The sequence below is a fragment of the Streptomyces sp. NRRL S-455 genome, assembly GCF_000717875.1.
In the GTDB taxonomy this organism is placed as follows: Bacteria; Actinomycetota; Actinomycetes; order Streptomycetales; family Streptomycetaceae; genus Streptomyces.
The window spans coordinates 84,245-100,379 of sequence record NZ_JOCT01000023.1 but is presented as its reverse complement, the minus strand read 5'-3'; the positions used below and the strand labels follow the sequence as shown (position 1 = coordinate 100,379).

The window sequence follows — 16,135 nt, the reverse complement described above, 5'->3', positions numbered from 1 at the left end:
GTGACGTACGTCCAATGTAGGCCCGGGGCCCCTGGGGCGCTCGGTCGTTACGTCCGTGCGGGGACGCCCGTCAGGGCCGTGACGACCGGGTCGAGCGCCTGGTGTATCTCGTCCCCGATGGAACGGAAGAACGTCAGGGGCGCCCCGTACGGGTCGTACACCTCGTCAGCCTCGGCGTTCGGCGCCAGCAGCCACCCGCGTAGAGCCGCCGCGGCCCGCACCAGGGCCCGGGCGCGGACGACCACGCCCTCCTCCAGGGGCGGCAGGGTCGCCGGGTCGATGGCCTTCACCAGGCGGGTGAACTCCTTGAGGGTGAAGGTGCGCAGGCCCGCCGAGTGGCCCATCGAGATGACCTGCGCCCGGTGGTCCCGGGTGGCGGTCAGCACCAGGTCGGCGCGGATCACGTGCTCGTCGAGGAGCTCGCGGCCGGTGAATCCGGAGGCGTCCGCGCCGAAGTCGGCCAGGACGGTCTCCGCGTGGGACTCCATGGGCGCGCCCTCATGACCCCAGGTGCCCGCGCTCTCCACGATCAGCCCGCCGCCCAGGATGCCGAGCCGCTCCTTGACGAAATGGCGGGTCAGCCGCTCGGTGATGGGCGAGCGGCATACATTGCCGGTGCTGACGTGGAGGATGCGGAAGCTGTCACGCGGAAGCCCCACGAACGTCGTCGTGATCTCCGCCGCGCTTTCCCCGTTGCCTATGCCACGCCCCGCTCCAGGGGCCGTCAATTCGCCACCTCGAGGTCGGGTACGACCTTTCGCAGCTCGTCCGCGGAGATGGCGCCCGCGCGCAGCAGCAGCGGCACCTCACGGGTCACGTCGACGATCGAGGACGGCACGATGCCGGGGGTCGGGCCGCCGTCCAGGTAGACGGAGACGGAGTCGCCGAGCATCTCCTGCGCGGCGTCGCAGTCCTCCGGCGCGGGGTGGCCGGTGAGGTTGGCGGAGGACACGGCCATCGGGCCGACCTCGGTGAGCAGCTCGATGGCGACCGGGTGCAGAGGCATGCGCACGGCGACGGTGCCCCTGGTGTCCCCGAGGTCCCACTGGAGGGACGGCTGGTGCTTTGCGACGAGCGTCAGCGCGCCGGGCCAGAAGGCGTCGACCAGCTCCCAGGCCAGCTCGGAGAAGTCGGTGACGAGCCCGTGCAGTGTGTTCGGGGAGCCGATGAGGACGGGCGTGGGCATGTTGCGGCCCCGGCCCTTGGCGTCCAGCAGGTCGGCGACGGCCTCCGAGGAGAAGGCGTCCGCGCCGATGCCGTACACCGTGTCGGTCGGGAGGACGACCAGCTCGCCACGGCGGACGGCGGACGCGGCTTCGCGCAGACCGGTCGTGCGGTCGGTCGCGTCGTTGGTGTCGTATCGCCGTGCCATATCTAGCGGGCCTCCTCGTACACGTACGTCTGGGAAAGAGTCTGGGGGACGGTCACGGCAGTGCCTTGCGGGCCGTCGCGAACCGGGGGCGGTTGTTGAGGTCCGGGTGGTCGGCCGCGTCGGCCCAGCCCCGCTCCTCGGTGAAGATCCACGGCACCTGGCCGCCCTGGGTGTCGGCGTGCTCCACGACGACCACGCCGCCGGGGCGCAGCAGCCGGTGTGCGGTGCGCTCCAGGCCGCGGATGAGGTCGAGTCCGTCCTCGCCGGAGAACAGGGCCATGCCGGGGTCGTAGTCCCGCGCCTCGGGGGCGACGTACTCCCACTCGGTGAGCGGGATGTACGGCGGGTTGGAGATGACCAGGTCGACCTGGCCGTCGAGGTCCGGGAAGGCCGACAGCGCGTCTCCCTGGCGCAGCTCGACCCTGGACCCCTCGACGTTCTTGCGGGTCCACCTGAGGGCGTCCTCGGACAGCTCCACGGCGTACACGCGCGAGCGCGGCACCTCCTGGGCGAGGGCGAGCGCGATGGCGCCGGAGCCGGTGCACAGGTCGACGATGCACGGCTCGACGACGTCCATGGCCCGCACGGCGTCTATGGCCCAGCCGACCACGGACTCGGTCTCGGGCCGCGGCACGAACACCCCGGGGCCGACCTGGAGTTCCAGGTAGCGGAAGTAGGCCCGCCCGGTGATGTGCTGGAGCGGCTCGCGGGCCTCGCGGCGGGCGATGACCTCCCAGTAGCGGGCGTCGAAGTCGGAGTCCTTGACGGAGTGCAGCTCGCCGCGCTTGACGCCGTGCACGAACGCGGCGAGTTCCTCCGCGTCGGTGCGCGGCGAGGGCACGCCTGCGTCGGCGAGCCGCTGGGTGGCCTGGGCCACCTCCGCGAGCAGCACGCTGCGGGGGCTTGGGGGTCGCCCCCCAAATGACTGCTGCACGCAAGTCCTCCGGTACTCGGTACTCCTACGGTCTTACGCGGCCGCCAGCTTGGCCGCCGAGTCCGCGTCGACGCACGCCTGGATCACGGCATCGAGGTCGCCGTCCAGGACCTGGTCCAGGTTGTACGCCTTGAAGCCGACGCGGTGGTCCGAAATGCGGTTCTCCGGGAAGTTGTAGGTGCGGATCTTCTCGGAGCGGTCGACGGTGCGGACCTGGCTGCGGCGGGCGTCCGCGGCGTTCCTCTCCGCCTCCTCCTGCGCGGCTGCGAGCAGCCTCGAGCGCAGGATACGCAGTGCCTGCTCCTTGTTCTGCAGCTGGCTCTTCTCGTTCTGGCAGGAGGCCACGACTCCGGTCGGGATGTGCGTGATGCGCACGGCGGAGTCGGTGGTGTTGACGGACTGTCCGCCCGGGCCGGAGGAGCGGTAGACGTCGATGCGGAGGTCGTTGGGGTTGATCTCGACATCGATCTCCTCCGCCTCGGGCGTCACGAGGACACCGGCCGCGGAGGTGTGGATACGGCCCTGGGACTCCGTCGCCGGGACGCGCTGCACGCGGTGCACGCCACCCTCGTACTTCAGCCGCGCCCACACGCCCTGTCCGGGCTCGGTGGCACCCTGGCCGCCCTTGGTCTTCACCGCGACCTGGACGTCCTTGTAACCGCCGAGTTCGGACTCGGTGGAGTCGATGATCTCGGTCTTCCAGCCGACGCGCTCGGCGTACCGCAGGTACATGCGCAGCAGGTCACCGGCGAACAGGGCCGACTCGTCGCCGCCGGCGCCCGCCTTGATCTCGAGGATGACGTCCTTGTCGTCGCTGGGGTCGCGCGGGACCAGCAGCATGCGCAGCTTCTCCGTGAGTTCCTCGCGCTGCTGCTCCAGGTCCTTGACCTCGGCGGCGAAGTCGGGGTCGGTGGCGGCGAATTCGCGCGCGGTCTCGATGTCGTCGCCCGTCTGCGTCCAGGAGCGGTACGTGGCGACGATGGGGGTGAGCTCGGCGTAACGCTTGTTGAGCTTGCGCGCGTTGGCCTGGTCGGCGTGGACCGACGGGTCGGCGAGCTTCTTCTCCAGGTCGGCGTGCTCGGCGACGAGTTCCTCGACGGCCTCGAACATCTTGGGCTCCTGTGTACGGACGGGGTGAAGGGCGGGCGACCAAAAACGCCGGTCCCGGAGCGCCCGGTGAGGGGGCGCGTCCGTGGACCGGCGAATTGAGGCTCGCTACTTCTTGGAGCCGGCGGCCTTGCCGAAGCGGGCCTCGAAGCGGGCCACACGGCCACCGGTGTCGAGGATCTTCTGCTTGCCCGTGTAGAACGGGTGGCACTCGGAGCAGACGTCGGCGCGGATGGTGCCGGACTCGATGGTGCTGCGAGTGGTGAACGACGCGCCGCAGGTGCAGCTGACCTGCGTCTCGACGTACTCGGGGTGGATGTCGCGCTTCAAGGTGTCTCCTAGGTTTCGGGAGGGCGCCGGGTCGCCGCCGCGGGATGCGGGAGCGTGAACCGGAGCCGACGTACCAGTCTGCCAGGACTGGGGCCTACTCCCAAAACCGGGGGTTGCCGTCGTTTGTTCCCCGCGGGCCGGTGGGTGTTGTTCGCGCCCCGCGGCGGAGCCGCACACCGATACAGCCCCGCGCCCCCTACTCGGCGTTCACCACGCCCTTGGCCTCACCGGTCGCGGTGCCCTTCGTCGCGCTCGCCGGGATCGGCTTGTCGTGCGCCAGGGCGGTCCAGATCTCCTGGGCCTTCTTCTTCTGGAGGAGGACGCGGTTGGGGTCGGCCGGGTCGTAGGCCACCGGCATCGTGACCATGTTCATGCCGGAGGGGCTGATGCTCTTGAGGCCGTTCGCGAAGGACGCGAGGTCGTTGACCGAGCCGAGGTCGGAGTCGGTCGTCACCGTCTTGGTCGCGGTCTCCGCGAGGTCGAGCAGCTTCTTGGGGTCACTGAAGACGCCGACGTCCTTGACCTGGTGCAGCAGGGCCTTGATGAAGGCCTGCTGGAGCTGGATGCGGCCGAGGTCGGAGCCGTCGCCGACGCCGTGGCGGGTGCGGACCAGGCCGAGGGCCTGCTCCCCGTCGAGTCTGTGGGTGCCGGCCTTCAGCTTCAGGTGGCTGTCGGGGTCGTCGATGGCCTTGGTCGTGGTGACCTCGACGCCGCCGAGGTCGTCGACGAGCCTCTGGAAGCCGGCGAAGTCGACCTCCAGGTAGTGGTCCATGCGCAGGTCGGTGATCGACTCGACGGTCTTCACGGCGCAGGCGGCCCCGCCCGTCGAGTACGCGGAGTTGAACATCACGTCCTTCGCCGCGGGGTGCTCGTCGCCCTTGGTGTCGCTGCACGAGGGCCGGTCGATGAGGGTGTCGCGCGGGATGGAGACCACGCTGGCCTTCTTGTGGCCCTTGTGGACGTGCACGATCATCGCCGTGTCGGAGCGGGCGCTGCCGTCGTCGGTGCCGCCGCCGAGCTTCTTGTTGCCGCCGGCGCGGGTGTCGGAGCCGAGGACGAGGATGTTCTCGGAGCCGTTGTCGGCCTTCTCGGGCCGGTCGGTGCCGAGGGCCTGGTCGATGTCGACGCTCTTGAGGTTGCCGTTGAGCTTGAAGTACAGGTACCCCGCCCCGGTGCCGCCGAGGACGACGATGCCCGCCGCGGTCCAGGCCGTGATCATCAAGCCCTTGTGGCGCGTGCGGGGCTTGCGGCGTCGTCCCTTGGCGCGGTGGCGCGGTCCGTTGGTGCCGGTCCCGCCCGGTATGCCCGGGCCCGGCGTGCTCTCGGCAGACATGGGCTCCTCAGCTGCTCGTCTACGGTCTGTTACCCCCTGCGGTCAGTGCCAGGCGTGCTCGGTCGGGGGACTCCCCCCTGGCACCATCGTCACTCCGCCTGGTCAGACGGAGAAACTCGGGAAAGGGTTGCACAACGGACTGTGCCCACCGCGTACGGCGGTGGACACGGTCCGTGTTCGGACGTAGCGGGGCGTACGCCGCTCACCTGCGATTTCAGCCGAAGATGCCGTACTGCTCGAAATCGGTGCGGACGGACCTTCTTGTGGCGAAGATCTCGCCGGTGGCCTTGCCGGAGCGGGGCCCCGACCCGCACACGAACAGCACGAAGGGCCGCCCCCGTTCGGGGAGCGGCCCTCTCGCGCAGAGTCCTGCCTCAGTCGCCGTTGCCCGGCGTCGGGGTGGTCTTCTGGATCTGCATCAGGAACTCGACGTTCGACTTCGTCTGCTTCATCTTGTCGAGCAGCAGCTCGATCGCCTGCTGCTGGTCGAGCGCGTGCAGCACTCGGCGCAGCTTCCACACGACGGCGAGCTCCTCGCCACCGAGCAGGATCTCTTCCTTGCGGGTGCCGGACGCGTCGACGTCCACGGCCGGGAAGATGCGCTTGTCCGCGAGCTTCCGGTCGAGCTTGAGCTCCATGTTGCCGGTGCCCTTGAACTCCTCGAAGATCACCTCGTCCATGCGGGACCCGGTGTCCACGAGAGCCGTGGCCAAGATGGTGAGCGAGCCACCGTCCTCGATGTTCCGCGCGGCACCGAAGAAGCGCTTCGGCGGGTACAGCGCGGTCGAGTCGACACCACCGGAGAGGATGCGGCCGGAGGCGGGCGCGGCCAGGTTGTAGGCACGGCCCAGACGCGTGATGGAGTCCAGCAGGACGACCACGTCGTGGCCGAGTTCGACCAGCCGCTTGGCGCGCTCGATGGCGAGCTCGGCGACCGTCGTGTGGTCCTCGGCCGGGCGGTCGAAGGTCGAGGAGATGACCTCGCCCTTGACCGACCGCTGCATGTCGGTGACCTCTTCCGGACGCTCGTCGACGAGGACGACCATCAGGTGGCACTCGGGGTTGTTGTGCGTGATCGCGTTGGCGATCGCCTGCATGATCATGGTCTTACCGGTCTTCGGCGGGGCCACGATCAGACCGCGCTGGCCCTTACCGATCGGCGAGACCAGGTCGATGATGCGGGTGGTGAGCACGCCCGGGTCGGTCTCCAGACGGAGCCGGTCCTGCGGGTAGAGCGGGGTGAGCTTGTTGAACTCCGGGCGGCCACGGCCGTGTTCGGGGGCCATGCCGTTGACGGAGTCCAGGCGCACCAGCGCGTTGAACTTCTCGCGGCGCTCGCCCTCCTTGGGCTGGCGCACGGCACCGGTGATGTGGTCGCCCTTGCGCAGGCCGTTCTTGCGGACCTGGGCGAGGGAGACGTACACGTCGTTCGGGCCGGGCAGGTAGCCGGACGTGCGGATGAAGGCGTAGTTGTCGAGGATGTCGAGGATGCCCGCGACGGGGATCAGGACGTCGTCCTCGGCGATCTGCGGCTCCTGCACGTCGTCGCGGCCACGACGGCCACGGCGGTCGCGGTAACGGCCACGACGGCCACGCCGGCCGCCCTCGAAGTCGTCGTCGTCCTGCTGGCCGCCACGGTCCTGGCGGCCGCCGCCCTGCTGGTTCTGCTGGCCGCCGCGGTCCTGGCGGCCGCCGCCCTGCTGGTCGTCGCCCTTGCCGCGGCGGTCGCGGTCCCGGCCGCGGTCACGGCGGTCGCGACGCCGGCCCTCGCCGCCGTCACCGGAGTCGGACTTGGCGTCGTTCTGGGACTGCTGCTGCGACTGCTGCTGCGCGGACGCGTCGCCCTTGGACTCGTTCTTCGCCTCGGCGGCGACCGTCTCGGGAGCGGAAGCCGGGGATCCGGCGTCGGCGGTGGCACGGCGACGGCGGCGCTCGGAAGGAGCGTCGTCGGTGGGGGCGCCGCCCTGGTCGACCGGAGCCGAGACCTTGGGGGACGGCTGGCCGGGGATCTCGATCTGCTGCTGCGCCGTGGCCTTCTCGGCCTTCGCGGCGGGGGCCTCGGAGGGCTGCTTCGCGTCAGCCTTCTTGTCGGCCTTCTCCGCGTTGTCGCCCGTACGGGCGCGGGAGGTGGCGCGGCGCTTCGGCTTGGTCTCGGCGGGGGCGTCGGCCTTCGCCGCCGGAGCGGCGCCGCCGGACGCCTGCGCCTCCTTGATGACCTCGATCAGCTGGCTCTTGCGCATCCGCGCGGTGCCCCTGATACCGAGGCCGGATGCGACCTGCTGCAGCTCGGCCAGCACCATGCCCTCGAGGCCGGTACCGCGGCGCCGCCGGGAGCCGGCACCGGTGGCAGGCGCGGAGGCGTCCGTGGCGGGCGCGGCAGCTGTCTCCTCGACACGTGCGCCCATCAGATCGGTGGTGTCGCTCACGAAGGGTCCTTCCCTGGAGCGGACGTCGGCCTGTCTGGCTCGGCGACCGGTTGTGCTGTCCGGCTTCGGTTCGTGTGGTGTGAACCGTGCCGGGGCGGTGGTCCGCCTAAGCGGCGGAGGAATCTGGTGATGGCGCTTCCTTATGCCGTGGCACCCAGTGTCAGTGTCACGTGGCGTGGTCGCACCGGTCCCGGAGCGTGCCCTGCGCCCCGCTCAGTGTCCGTGTACGCCGTACGGTCCTACGTACGGAACACAGTGCGGTTTGGGGGGCTCCCGGAAGAATGTCTGTCCCGGACGGGGACACGAGGCACCTCGCCATGGTGGGGTCGGGTGCAGACTTGAGGTTAACACTACCGGATCCAACAAACATTCCCCCTCTCCAAATCCGGCAACCGTGTGCTTCTAGATGTCGCTGGACTCGCCGGACGTCGCGAGCGGAAGCACGCTCGCGCCCTGCTGATCGAGGCGCAGCCGGTTCGCCGCCCAGTCCGCGCCCGCCAGGGCCTCCACCTTGTCGGCGGTGGCCTCGTCGGCCAGCGCCATGACCGTCGGTCCGGCGCCGGAGATGACCGCGGGTACGCCCTCGGACCGCAGCCGCTCCACCAGGGCGGTGCTCTCGGGCATGGCCGGGGCGCGGTACTCCTGGTGCAGCCGGTCCTCGGTGGCGGGCAGCAGCAGCTCGGGGCGGCGTGTCAGGGCCTCGACGAGCAGGGCGGCCCGGCCCGCGTTGGCGGCTGCGTCGACGTGCGGGACGGTGCGCGGGAGCAGGCCGCGCGCCGTCTCGGTGAGTACCGGCTTTCCGGGCACGAAAACCACCGGAACGATGGAATCGGCGGGGTCCATCCTGATCGCGCGGGCCGCGCCGCCCTCCATCCAGGACAGGGTGAAGCCGCCCAGAAGGCACGCGGCGACGTTGTCGGGATGACCCTCGATCTCGGTGGCGAGCTCCAGCAGCGCGGTGTCGTCGAGCTTGGCCTCCGCGCCTATGGTCACGGCGCGGGCGGCGACGATTCCGGCGCAGATGGCGGCCGAGGAGGAGCCGAGGCCCCGGCCGTGCGGAATGCGGTTGGCGCAGACGATCTCCAGGCCGCGCGGCTGTCCGCCGAGCAGGTCGAAGGCGGTGCGCAGGGAACGGACGAGGAGGTGCTGCTCGTCGCGCGGGAGGGTCTCGCTGCCCTCGCCCGCGATGTCGATGTGCAGCCCGGAGTCGGCCACCCGGACGACCACGTCGTCGTACAAGCCCAGCGCGAGGCCGAAGGCGTCGAAGCCCGGGCCGAGGTTGGCGCTAGTGGCGGGGACGCGCACCCGGACGGCGGCGGCGCGGAACGCTGGACCGGCCATCGCTCGATGACTCTCCTTGAGCTGCGTGATGGTCGAATGACGTGGGACGGACATTCGATGGCGTACGAGAACCCTGGGGCCGCTGCCGGCCGGGGTGGCCGGCGGCTGTCCGGCCGCGGAGACGGCGCGGCACCGCGCTCCGTGCGGAGGCATATGCGGCGGGCGGGTTCAGTACAGCCTATCGAAGGAAGGTTCTGTGGCGACATAGGGCGCACAGGAGGCGCACGATGCGTGTCGTAAGCCCCCTGTGCACCCCCCGCAGGGAAGCCCCCAGGGCAAGCGCCGTCTTGCGCCGGACCGTGCCGGGCCTTACACCGGCGCTCGGCGCGTCGGCGCACGTCAGGACGGTTGGAGACGCCCCAGGGGCGCCCCTCAGGCGAGGCCCAGACGCGCCGCCGCGGCGGCCGAGTCGACCGGGACGGTGACCGGCTGCGGGGCGCCGGCGACGGCCCAGTCGGGGTCCTTCAGCCCGTTGCCCGTGACGGTGCACACGATCCGCTGCCCCGGGTCGACCTTGCCCTGCTCGGCGGCCTTCAGCAGGCCGGCGACCGACGCGGCGGACGCGGGCTCGACGAAGACGCCCTCCTGCGAGGCCAACAGCCGGTAGGCGCGCAGAATCTCACGGTCCGTCACCTCGTCGATGAAACCGCCCGATTCGTCCCGCGCCGCGAGCGCGTACTGCCACGAGGCCGGGTTGCCGATACGGATGGCGGTGGCGATGGTCGACGGGTCCTTGACGATCTCGCCGCGCACGATCGGGGCACTGCCGGAGGCCTGGAAGCCCCACATCCGGGGGGTCCGGGAGGCGACCCCATCGGCGGCGTACTCCTTGTAGCCCTTCCAATAGGCCGTGATGTTGCCCGCGTTGCCCACCGGCAGGACGTGGATGTCGGGCGCGTCGCCGAGCATGTCCACGATCTCGAACGCGGCCGTCTTCTGACCCTCGATACGTACCGGGTTGACCGAATTGACCAGCGCCACGGGGTAGTTGTCGCTGAGGCCGCGCGCGAGCGTGAGGCAGTCGTCGAAGTTGCCGTCCACCTGGAGGATCTTCGCGCCGTGCACGAGGGCCTGGCCCATCTTGCCGAGCGCGATCTTGCCCTGCGGCACGAGCACGGCGCAGACCATCCCGGCCCGCACCGCGTACGCGGCGGCGGAGGCCGAGGTGTTGCCGGTGGAGGCGCAGATGACCGCCTTCGCACCCTCCTCCTTGGCCCGCGTGATGGCCATGGTCATACCGCGGTCCTTGAAGGAACCGGTCGGGTTCGCGCCCTCCACCTTGAGGTGGACCTCGCAGCCCGTGCGCTCGGAGAGCACCTGCGCGGGCACGAGCGGCGTACCGCCCTCGCGGAGCGTCACGACCGGCGTGGTGTCGGATACCGGCAGCCGGTCCCGGTACTCCTCGATGATTCCGCGCCACTGGTGGGTCATTGCTGGTTACTCTCCTTCAACCCGCATGATGCTGGCGACACCACGCACGGTGTCGAGCTTGCGCAACGCCTCGACGGTCCCGGTGAGGGCGGCGTCGGACGCACGGTGCGTGACGACGACGAGAGAGGCCTCGCCGTCCTTCCCCGACTGGCGAACCGTATCGATCGAGACTCCGTGCTCGGCGAAGACGGTCGCGACCTGGGCGAGAACACCCGGTTTGTCGGCCACGTCGAGGCTGATGTGGTAGCGCGTGACCACGTCGCCCATGGGCGACACCGGCAGGGCCGCGTAGGCGGACTCGCCCGGTCCGGTCGCGCCGCCGATCCGGTTGCGGCAGACCGCGACGAGGTCGCCGAGCACGGCGGACGCCGTCGGGGAACCGCCCGCCCCGGGCCCGTAGAACATGAGCTGCCCGGCGGCGTCGGACTCGACGAACACGGCGTTGTAGGCGCCGCGCACGGAGGCCAGCGGGTGGCTCAGCGGGATCATGGCGGGGTGCACGCGCGCGGTGACGGACCCGCCGTCCTCGGCCCGCTCGCAGATGGCGAGCAGCTTGATGGTGCAGCCCATCTCCTTGGCGGAGGCGAAGTCGGCCGCGGTGACCTCGGTCATGCCCTCGCGGTAGACGTCGTCGAGGCGCACGCGGGTGTGGAAGGCGATGCCGGCGAGGATGGCGGCCTTGGCGGCGGCGTCGAAGCCCTCGACGTCGGCGGTCGGGTCGGCCTCCGCGTATCCCAGGGCGGTGGCCTCGTCGAGGGCCTCCTGGTACCCGGCCCCGGTGGAGTCCATCTTGTCGAGGATGAAGTTGGTGGTTCCGTTGACGATGCCCATCACCCGGTTGATCTTGTCGCCGGCGAGGGACTCGCGCAGCGGCCGGATCAGCGGGATGGCACCGGCGACGGCGGCCTCGTAGTAGAGGTCCTTGTCGTGCTCCGCGGCGGCGGCGTGCAGGGTGGCACCGTCCTGGGCGAGCAGCGCCTTGTTGGCGGAGACGACGGAGGCGCCGTGCTCGAAGGCGGTGGTGATGAGGGTCCGCGCGGGCTCGATGCCGCCGATCACCTCCACCACCACGTCGATGTCACCGCGTTTGACGAGGGCGGTGGCGTCGGTGGTGACGAGTTCGGGGGCGATGCCCTCACGCACCCTGTCGGGCCGCCGCACGGCCACGCCCGCGAGCTCCACCGGGGCCCCGATCCGGGCCGTGAGGTCGTCGGCGTGCGTCGTCATGATGCGCGCCACCTCTGAGCCGACCACTCCACAGCCCAGCAGCGCCACCTTCAGCGGACGCGTACGCATCATCCGACCTCGTTTCCTCTTACCGTCTACGGTTGCAACAGTCTCACTCACCGGACGGGAGTTTCTGCCCTTCGTCCGGATCGTGAGATATCTATTTCATTTGTACGGGGGCGGAAGACAGGAGATCTTCCGCCCCGCTGTCGTTCCCTCCGCCGGTCCGGCTCAGCCGACGTCGAGACGCAGCAGGTCCTCCTCGGTCTCCCGGCGAACGATCACCCGGGCCTCGCCGTCACTCACGGCGACGACCGGAGGCCGCAGCACGTGGTTGTAGTTGCTGGCCATGGACCGGCAGTACGCACCCGTGGCCGGCACGGCGAGGAGGTCACCCGGTGCCAGGTCGGCCGGCAGGAACGCGTCCTTGACCACGATGTCCCCGCTCTCGCAGTGCTTGCCGACGACCCGGGCGAGCATCGGCTCGGCGTCGGAGGTGCGGGAGACCAGCGCGACGCTGTACTCCGCGTCGTACAGCGCGGTGCGGATGTTGTCCGACATGCCGCCGTCGACGGAGACGTACGTCCGCAGTCCGTCGAGGGGCTTGACGGTGCCGACCTCGTAGAGCGTGAAGGCGGTCGGTCCGACGATGGCGCGGCCGGGCTCGACGGAGATGCGGGGCGTGCGCAGCTTGGCGATCTCGCACTCCCTGGTGACGATCTCGCTGAGCGCCTTGGCGATCTCGTGCGGCTCACGCGGGTCGTCGTCACTCGTGTACGCGATCCCGAGCCCGCCCCCGAGGTCGATCTCGGGCAGTTCGACGCCGTGCTCGTCACGGACGTCCTTCAGCAGCCCGACCACCCGGTGGGCGGCGACCTCGAACCCGGACATGTCGAAGATCTGCGACCCGATGTGGCTGTGGATACCGACGAGCTCCAGACCGTCCAGCTTCAGCGCACGGCGTACGGCCTCGGCGGCCTGCCCACCGGCCAGCGGGATGCCGAACTTCTGGTCCTCGTGGGCCGTGGCGATGAACTCGTGGGTGTGGGCCTCGACGCCGACCGTGATCCGGATCAGGGCCTTCTGCCGCTTCCCGAGGCTCTGCGCGATGTGGGCGACGCGGGCGATCTCCTGGAAGGAGTCGAGCACGATGTGACCCACACCGGCCTCGACGGCCCGGGTGATCTCGTCGACGGACTTGTTGTTGCCGTGGAAGGCGATGCGCTCGGCGGGCATGCCCGCGGACAGGGCGGTGGCCAGCTCGCCACCGGAGCAGACGTCGACGTTCAGCCCTTCCTCGTGCAGCCAGCGCACGACGGCGCGGGAGAGGAACGCCTTGCCGGCGTAGAACACGTCGGCGTCCTGGCCGAAGGCGTTCCGCCAGGCCCGGGCCCGGGAACGGAAGTCGGTCTCGTCGAGGATGTAGGCGGGGGTGCCGAACTCCTCGGCGAGCCGCGTGACGGGAATCCCGCCGACGGTGACGACACCGTCCTCGTCACGCGTCACGGTCTGCGCCCAGACCTTGGGGTCCAGGGCGTTGAGGTCGGCGGGCGGGGCGGAGTAGTGGCCCTCGGGGAGGACATCGGCGTGACGGGGCCCGGCGGGGTGTGCGGAACGGCTCATTCTTGCGTGCTCTCTCAGAGATGGTCGGGTGCGTCGATGCCGAGCAGGGACAGGCCGCCGGCCAGCACCGTCCCGGCGGCTTCGGCGAGGGCGAGCCGGGCACGGTGGGCGGCCGAGGGTTTCTCCTCGCCGAGGGGCAGCACGGCGGGGAGCAGGGGCAGCGTGGCGTCGGCGACGGTGACGAGGTGCCGGGCCAGGCGGTCGGGGGTGCGGTGCGTGGCGGCGGCGGCAAGGACGCGGGGGTGGTCGCCGAGTGCGGCGACCAGCGCTGTGGCGTCGCTGTGCCGCACGGGGCCGGGCTCGGGGTGGAAGCCCAGGTCGGCGGCGTTGCGCAGGAGGGCCCGGGTGCGGGCGTGGGCGTACCGGACACGGAAGAGGGGGTTGGACTCCCGCTGTACCAGGTGGTCGCCGGTGATGTGGGGCCGGTCGTGACCGGCGGGGTGAAGCAGGGCCCAGCGGGCGGCGTCCCGGCCGAGGGGCAGGGGGTCGGCGGGGGCGGGGACGGGGCGGATGGTGACCTCGAGGTCGGGCCGGTCGGAGAGGTCGTGGAACCCTCCGGGGTCCCTGAGATCCACGCCGAGGAGGGATCCCCACTCCGTCTCGGGCCGGCCGTCGCACCTGATCCGCACGGAGTCGCCTTGGCTGCGCAGCACCCGGGCCAGGGCGTCCGCGACGACGACGGCACGGACCTCTGCCGGGCACCGGAGCCGCACGACGGCCCCGCTTGGCCCATCGGCGTGCCCGTACCGCCACCCGCACCGCGAGATCTCGTCGACGAGCCCGGCGGAGGCGCTGCTCGCGAGGCTGAGGTTGAGGAACCCGGGTCCCGTGACGACGACATCGGTGACGGACGGCTCACCCACGAGACGCGACCGCAGAATCTCGGCCACACGCAACGGCGGCTGCCCTGCCGCGCCGGCCAGCTGGAGGGCGATGTTGGTGGCGTAGTCACCACAGCCCCCGGGCCCCGGCGCGGTGACCACGGCCCGCTCCGGCACGCTCACGCTGAGCTCCCCCTCGTCGACAGCGCGACGCACGGCATGCAGCACGGTGCGGGAGAGCTCGACGGGGGTCACGGGGACAAGCGTATGGGAGGAAGGGGGTGGGTATGCGAGCCGGTTTCGTGGTGGTCCGGGATGTGGACGAGTCGTCTCCGTCAACGAGGTGATCGGGCCGGACGGGACCGGACACACCCGTTCTCGACGGAGCGCGCACTCGACCTGGTCCGTCAGCCGCCGGCACTGCCGGCCCGCTCGGCCTCCTCCGCACCGACGACGGACCCGAACACGGACGCGCCCCCGGCAGCGGCGCCACCACCGTGGCCGTGCCCCCCTGCACTCCGCTCCCGCTCCCGCTCCCGCTCCCGCTCGATCAACTGTCGCACCATGCCGACGAGTTCGGCCGGCTCGAAGGGTTTGGCGAGGAAAGCGTCGACACCCACCTCAAGCCCGGCCTCGACCTCGTGCCGGCTGCACGCGCTGACGATGGCGAGCGGCACGTCACGGGTGCGCGGATCGTCCCGCAGGCGTGCGGCGGTGCGGAGCCCGTCCAGTCGGGGCATGACCACATCGAGGGTCACGACATCGGGCCGCACCTGATGGATGACATCAAGACACTCGGCACCATCGGCCGCGGTCACCACCTCCAGCCCCTCCAGCTCGAGGTTGACCCTGATCAACTGCCGGATGACCTTGTTGTCGTCCACAACAAGCACCCGGCCCGACGCGCCTGGCACAACTCGAGAGTAGGTCGACCTCGGCCACCGCGTCCGGGTTTTCCCCACTTCCACCCTGCACGGGCGACCCACACACCCGCCCCCGACAGCGGAAACCCGTTCATGACCACCCCGGGGGAGCTGGTAGTGTTCTACCCGTCGCCGCGAGCAACGCGACCGACACGCCCCCGTAGCTCAGGGGATAGAGCAACGGCCTCCGGAGCCGTGTGCGCAGGTTCGAATCCTGCCGGGGGCACCCTGTATGAGGTGCCCAAAGACCCCGTCACCAGCGGAAACGCTGAGGCCGGGGTCTTCGCGTATGTGCAGGCGTGTGCCGGTCGGAGCGGCTGTATGTCGAGGGCTGTGGACGAGGCGTGGACGGGATCTTGGAGCATCGCCGCAGGTCGCCGACTGCTTTCCGACCCAGGCTTGGCTTGCGCTCGAGACAGGGCTACTGATGCACCCCCAGCTGCGAAGTCTGCGGCACCCGACTGCTTAGATCGCTGGCATGACGGACTGGTCGCAGCTCCACCACGCCTACGGCACGGCAGAAGACATTCCGGGTCTGCTCGACGCAGTGAGCCAGGATCCGAGTGACTCAGGCTGGAGCGAGCTCTGGTCCCGGCTGTGCCATCAGGGCACCGTCTACTCGGCGAGCCACGCGACCTTGCCGGCCCTACGAGACATGGCGCGCCGGTGGTCGCCCGCGGACAGACAAGGGCCGCTGTTGCTGGCGGGCGCCATCGCGGCCAGCACTGACCAGCCACACGGCGAGCAAGATCCACACGTTGCCTATGCCGCGGAGATGTCCGACCTACTGCAACTGACCGAGGAAGCCCTTCGAGATCCGGGCCTCGGCGATGACCCCGGAACTTACGTCTACTTGCTCGCCGCACTCCTCAGCTTCGAAGGCGTTGATGTGTGGGGCGAACAGCTCGACGGCCTGAACGACGACGAGTACGAAGTTCCCTGTCCCTCGTGTAGCGCCGAGAACTTCATAGCCTTCGGTGAGTACGGCTGCTTCTCGACTACCGACAGCATGTACATGAACGAGACCGCGGCAAAGAAGATCCCTCTTCAGCCTGCAGACTCCTCGGCGCTGGAGGGACTTGCCCAAAGACTGCACAGTCGCGCGCTCGCCGACAACCAGGCCGATGTCGCGGTCAAGTTGACCTATCTTTTCGGTAAGGCGCAATGCCCCGAGTGCGACGATGTCTTCAGCGTCGCGGATGTCATTGCAACCCGCTGGAACGGGTGAACCACTTCCGCGAGGATGACTGACCTCGCTGAGACGGGC

At 70.3% G+C, this 16,135-nt stretch carries 14 protein-coding genes and 1 tRNA gene; 2 read left to right on the top strand and 13 right to left on the bottom strand.

The features are described from left to right. Nucleotides 1-47: 47 nt before the first annotated feature. The 13 genes from IE97_RS0128220 to IE97_RS0128155 form a co-directional block, all read right to left on the bottom strand. A complete protein-coding gene (locus IE97_RS0128220; RefSeq protein WP_030246421.1) occupies nucleotides 48-728 on the bottom strand; it encodes a low molecular weight phosphatase family protein in 681 nt (226 codons plus the stop codon). Next, a complete protein-coding gene (locus tag IE97_RS0128215; protein ID WP_030246418.1) occupies nucleotides 725-1,372 on the bottom strand; it encodes an L-threonylcarbamoyladenylate synthase in 648 nt (215 codons plus the stop codon). The genes IE97_RS0128220 and IE97_RS0128215 overlap by 4 nt, the downstream gene beginning before the upstream one ends. A gap of 52 nt (nucleotides 1,373-1,424) precedes the next feature. Then, nucleotides 1,425-2,264, bottom strand: coding sequence for a peptide chain release factor N(5)-glutamine methyltransferase (gene prmC / locus IE97_RS0128210; RefSeq protein WP_030246414.1), 840 nt, complete (start codon nucleotides 2,262-2,264; stop codon nucleotides 1,425-1,427). A 75-nt stretch (nucleotides 2,265-2,339) separates the two neighbouring features. Beyond that, entirely contained in the window at nucleotides 2,340-3,416 is a 1,077-nt protein-coding gene (gene prfA / locus IE97_RS0128205) for a peptide chain release factor 1 (protein ID WP_030246410.1), read from the bottom strand. 105 nt (nucleotides 3,417-3,521) lie between these two features. After that, the gene (gene rpmE / locus IE97_RS0128200; protein ID WP_003992975.1) at nucleotides 3,522-3,743 is read right to left on the bottom strand and encodes a 50S ribosomal protein L31; all 222 of its coding nucleotides are present in this window, start codon (nucleotides 3,741-3,743) and stop codon (nucleotides 3,522-3,524) included. 196 nt (nucleotides 3,744-3,939) lie between these two features. After that, nucleotides 3,940-5,076 carry an LCP family protein gene (locus tag IE97_RS0128195; RefSeq protein ID WP_030246407.1) on the bottom strand — a complete coding sequence of 379 codons (1,137 nt, stop codon included), beginning with the start codon at nucleotides 5,074-5,076 and terminating at the stop codon, nucleotides 3,940-3,942. Between the two features lie 374 nt (nucleotides 5,077-5,450). Further along, entirely contained in the window at nucleotides 5,451-7,502 is a 2,052-nt protein-coding gene (rho, locus tag IE97_RS0128185) for a transcription termination factor Rho (protein WP_030246405.1), read from the bottom strand. Nucleotides 7,503-7,904: 402 nt separating this feature from the next. Next, a complete protein-coding gene (thrB, locus tag IE97_RS0128180) occupies nucleotides 7,905-8,843 on the bottom strand; it encodes a homoserine kinase (RefSeq protein ID WP_030246402.1) in 939 nt (312 codons plus the stop codon). A gap of 372 nt (nucleotides 8,844-9,215) precedes the next feature. Next, nucleotides 9,216-10,274 carry a threonine synthase gene (gene thrC / locus IE97_RS0128175; protein ID WP_030246400.1) on the bottom strand — a complete coding sequence of 353 codons (1,059 nt, stop codon included), beginning with the start codon at nucleotides 10,272-10,274 and terminating at the stop codon, nucleotides 9,216-9,218. 6 nt (nucleotides 10,275-10,280) lie between these two features. Then, nucleotides 10,281-11,573: a homoserine dehydrogenase gene (locus IE97_RS0128170; RefSeq protein ID WP_030246398.1), complete on the bottom strand. Its 1,293-nt coding sequence runs from the start codon at nucleotides 11,571-11,573 to the stop codon at nucleotides 10,281-10,283. 159 nt (nucleotides 11,574-11,732) lie between these two features. Beyond that, nucleotides 11,733-13,124 carry a diaminopimelate decarboxylase gene (lysA, locus tag IE97_RS0128165; RefSeq protein ID WP_030246395.1) on the bottom strand — a complete coding sequence of 464 codons (1,392 nt, stop codon included), beginning with the start codon at nucleotides 13,122-13,124 and terminating at the stop codon, nucleotides 11,733-11,735. A gap of 14 nt (nucleotides 13,125-13,138) precedes the next feature. Then, nucleotides 13,139-14,200, bottom strand: a complete 1,062-nt coding sequence (gene nrtL / locus IE97_RS0128160; protein ID WP_030246393.1) for an ArgS-related anticodon-binding protein NrtL — start codon at nucleotides 14,198-14,200, stop codon at nucleotides 13,139-13,141. Between the two features lie 152 nt (nucleotides 14,201-14,352). Further along, entirely contained in the window at nucleotides 14,353-14,829 is a 477-nt protein-coding gene (locus IE97_RS0128155; protein WP_037844917.1) for a response regulator, read from the bottom strand. 193 nt (nucleotides 14,830-15,022) lie between these two features. Here IE97_RS0128155 and IE97_RS0128150 point away from each other — a divergent pair. Both IE97_RS0128150 and IE97_RS0128145 read left to right on the top strand, forming a co-directional pair. Next, a tRNA-Arg gene (locus tag IE97_RS0128150) sits at nucleotides 15,023-15,094 on the top strand. Nucleotides 15,095-15,346: 252 nt separating this feature from the next. Further along, nucleotides 15,347-16,096: a hypothetical protein gene (locus IE97_RS0128145; RefSeq protein ID WP_030246385.1), complete on the top strand. Its 750-nt coding sequence runs from the start codon at nucleotides 15,347-15,349 to the stop codon at nucleotides 16,094-16,096. The last annotated feature ends 39 nt before the right edge of the window (nucleotides 16,097-16,135 follow it).